Origin of the sequence: Pseudomonas sp. K5002, from assembly GCF_013386655.1 — a bacterium.
In the GTDB taxonomy this organism is placed as follows: domain Bacteria; phylum Pseudomonadota; class Gammaproteobacteria; order Pseudomonadales; family Pseudomonadaceae; genus Aquipseudomonas.
In genome coordinates this window covers 1-3,380 of the sequence record NZ_JACARK010000975.1, presented here as the reverse complement: position 1 = coordinate 3,380, position 3,380 = coordinate 1, and the positions used below count along the sequence as shown (strand labels likewise).

The 3,380-nt window shown below is 62.0% G+C and carries 2 protein-coding genes; one reads left to right on the top strand and one right to left on the bottom strand.

All coding sequences use genetic code 11. The features are described 5' to 3' along the window. Nucleotides 1-2,115, top strand: a 2,115-nt coding sequence (locus tag HX846_RS32025) for a TonB-dependent siderophore receptor (protein ID WP_178966937.1), incomplete at its 5' end; no start/stop codon positions are given. 42 nt (nt 2,116-2,157) lie between these two features. On the opposite strand, the gene HX846_RS32020 is transcribed toward HX846_RS32025, so the two are convergent. Next, entirely contained in the window at nt 2,158-3,048 is an 891-nt protein-coding gene (locus HX846_RS32020) for a bifunctional helix-turn-helix transcriptional regulator/GNAT family N-acetyltransferase (RefSeq protein WP_178966938.1), read from the bottom strand. Nucleotides 3,049-3,380: the final 332 nt, after the last annotated feature.

Here is a 3,380-nt window from a genome sequence, read left to right as displayed (position 1 = left end):
AATGCCGATGGCTACCAGCTGGAAAGCCTGCCGGTGGCCGGCGGCGCGCTGTCGCTGGGTGCCACAGAGATCACCGCGAATCAGTTGGGCACCATCACTGAGGGCAGCGGTTCCTACACCCCGGGCACCATCGCCACCGCCACGCGCATGGTGCTGACCCCACGGGAAACCCCGCAGTCGATCACCGTGATCACGCGCCAGCATATGGATGACTTCGCGCTCACTTCGATCGACGACGTGATGCGCCATACACCGGGCATCACCGTGTCGACCTTCGACAGCGAGCGTAACAATTACTACGCCCGCGGCTTCTCGGTGGAAAACTTCCAGTACGACGGCATCCCGACCCTGCGCAACTCCGCCTACTCGTCCAGCCAGACCCTCAGCGACATGGCGATCTATGACCGCGTGGAAATCCTCAAGGGTGCCACCGGACTGCTGACCGGCGCCGGCGCCCCTGGCGCGACGATCAACCTGATCCGCAAAAAGCCCACGCGGGACTTCAAGGCCAGCGTCGAACTCGGCGCCGGCAGCTGGGACAACTATCGTTCCCAGATCGACGTGAGTGGCCCGCTGACCGACAGCGGCAACGTGCGCGGGCGTGCGGTGGCGGCGTACCAGGACAAGCACTCGTTCATGGACCACTACCAGCGCAGCACCAATGTGTATTTCGGCACGCTGGAAGCCGACCTGACCGACGACACCCTGCTCACCGTCGGTTTCGATTACCTGGACAGCGACCCGCAAGGCTCGGGCTGGTCCGGCAGCCGTGCGCTGTTCGATCGCAACGGCAACCGCATCGATGTAAAACGCTCCTACAACAACGGCGCCAAGTGGAGCCGCTGGGAGCAGTACTCCCGCAGCGTGTTCTCCACCCTGGAACACAACTTCGACAATGGCTGGGTGATCAAGGGCCAATACACCCACCAACTCATGGGCTACGACGCGCCCCTGGGCTCGATCATGAGTGGCCCGTTCCCCGCCACCGGACTGTCGTCCCTGTACGCGAACAAGTTCACCGGCAACACCCGCGCCGACTCGGGCGATGTCTACGCCAGCGGTCCGTTCAGCCTGCTGGGCCGTACCCATGAATTGGTGATTGGCGCGTCGGCCTCGAATTCCCACTGGACCGGAAAAGACTATGGCGCCCCCACTTATGTGGGCAACAACCAGATCGATTTCTGGAACTTCGATGGCAACGCTCCGGAGCCGAACTGGGGTGAACCGACACGGATCATCGATGCCACCACCCGCCAATCCGCAGGCTATATGGCCGCACGTTTCAACCTCACGGATGACCTGAACCTGTTCCTCGGCAGCCGCGTGGCCAACTACAAATTGCGTGGCGAAGACGACTCCACCGAGACCGGCAAGCTGGTGCCCTACGCCGGGGTCACCTACGACCTGAACGACAACTTCACCGCGTATGCCAGCTATACCGACATCTTCATGCCGACGACCTACAGCCGCGACCGCAACAACAAATTGCTGGAGCCGGATGAAGGCAAGAACTACGAGACCGGCCTCAAGGGCGAGTTCTTCGAGGGCCGGCTCAACACCAGCATGGCCTACTTCGAAGTGCACGAAACCAACCGTGCGGAGCCGGACGCCGAATACAACGCCGCGCCGACCAACCCATCCCTCGGGTATGCCGAGAAAGGCATCAAGGCCAAGACCAAGGGTTTCGAGGCCGAGATGTCCGGCGAGCTGGCGCCGGGCTGGCAGGCCCAGGCCGGCTACACCCACAAGATCCTGCGGGATGAGCATGGCGACAAGGCTTCGACCTGGGAGCCGGAGGACCAGCTCAGTTTCTTCACCTCGTACAAACTCAAGGGCCCGCTGGACCGCCTGACCGTCGGCGGCGGCGCGCGCTGGCAGAGCAGAAGCTGGCAAGTGGTGTACAACCGGCCCAAGGCGCAAAACGAAGAGTTCTCGCAGGAAGCGTATTGGGTGGTGGACGCGATGGCCAAGTATCAGGTCAGCGAACATCTTTCCGCGACGCTGAACGTCAACAACCTATTCGACAAGCAGTACTACACCAACATCGGCTTCTATAACACGGCCTATTACGGCACCCCGCGCAACGTGATGCTCACCACGCGCTGGGACTTCTAACCGGCCAGGCGCCAGCGCCCCGTGACGTGGGGCGCTGTTGCGTCAAACAGCGTGCCGCACAAAACACTGCTCCACCACCGATTTGCCCCACTGCTGCCCCTCCTGTTCCGACTCCAGCACAAAGCCCGCGTTTTCATAGAGCTTGCGCGCCACATCGAGGCCCTTGAACGTCCACAGCCGCACCGCCGGGAACCGGTGCCCGTCACAGAAATCCAGCGCCTCTTGCAACAGCCGTTTGCCCAAGCCCTGGCCCTGGGCCGACGGGTCGAGGATGAAGCAGCGCAAGATCGCCTCGCCGTTTTCGCCCTCGCCATCAAGGGCAATCGAACCCACAATCTGCGTCCCATCCAGTACCGCCCACACTTCGTTGCGCGGGTTGGCCAGGCGTCCCATCAACTCGGCCATGTCCGCCGCCACCAGGCTTTCGAACGGTTGGCCAAAATTCGCATGCTTGGCGTAGTACTCCGCGTGCATCTGCGCGATCCGCCCAATCACCCCAGGCCGATAGCCCCGGGCGATGCTGTAGTGCCTTGGCTGCCAGGCGCCGGTGCGTTGGGTTTGCAGGGCTGCGGCGTACTGATCAAGCCCGCGGCTGACGGCCTGCTGCTGTTCGCTGGACAAGCCGCCAATGGCCTCGCCCACCTGGCGCCGGGCAAACGTTTCAATGTCGCGTAACGTCTTCTGGCCTCGTGTGGTGAGCCGTAGCTTTTTCGAACGGGCATCGTCCTCGTTGGCAAACTCTTCCAGCTCGCCCGCCTCGATCAGCTTGCGCACCATGCGGCTCACCGACGATTTTTCCAGGCCCAGCAAGGTGACCAGTTCAGCCGCTGTCAGTGCGCCACGCTCGCCGATTTCAACAATCGTGTGCACCGACGACGGTGGATAACGGCTGGCTGCCAACTTCGGCTGCATGAAACCCAGCTCTCGCACCATGAGGCGTGAGGCACAGCGGATCTGATCGATAAGATCTGGCCTGGAACGGTTCACGTGGAAAACCTCTTGCCCGAATGAAGAGATATAGTTGTATCGCACAACCATATGCAGATCAATCTCCCTTCCAGCAAATCACTGAGGTACATTCCCTCCCCACGGACAACAGATCATTCTCAAATGAACGGAGTCATCGCGTGCTTTCGATTTTCCACCGCCAACGCCTTACCACCCTCTCGCTGATCACCGCCGCCCTCACCCTCGCCGCCTGCCACAGCGCCACCGCGCCTGAACTGCCGCCCGCCCCGGAACTCGGCTCGGGCTATCGCACCGAC

Excerpts from the sequence above, each read along its gene's own strand:
- HX846_RS32020 (WP_178966938.1), bottom strand. The coding sequence starts at position 3,048 with ATGGTGCGAGAGCTGGGTTTCATGCAGCCGAAGTTGGCAGCCAGCCGT.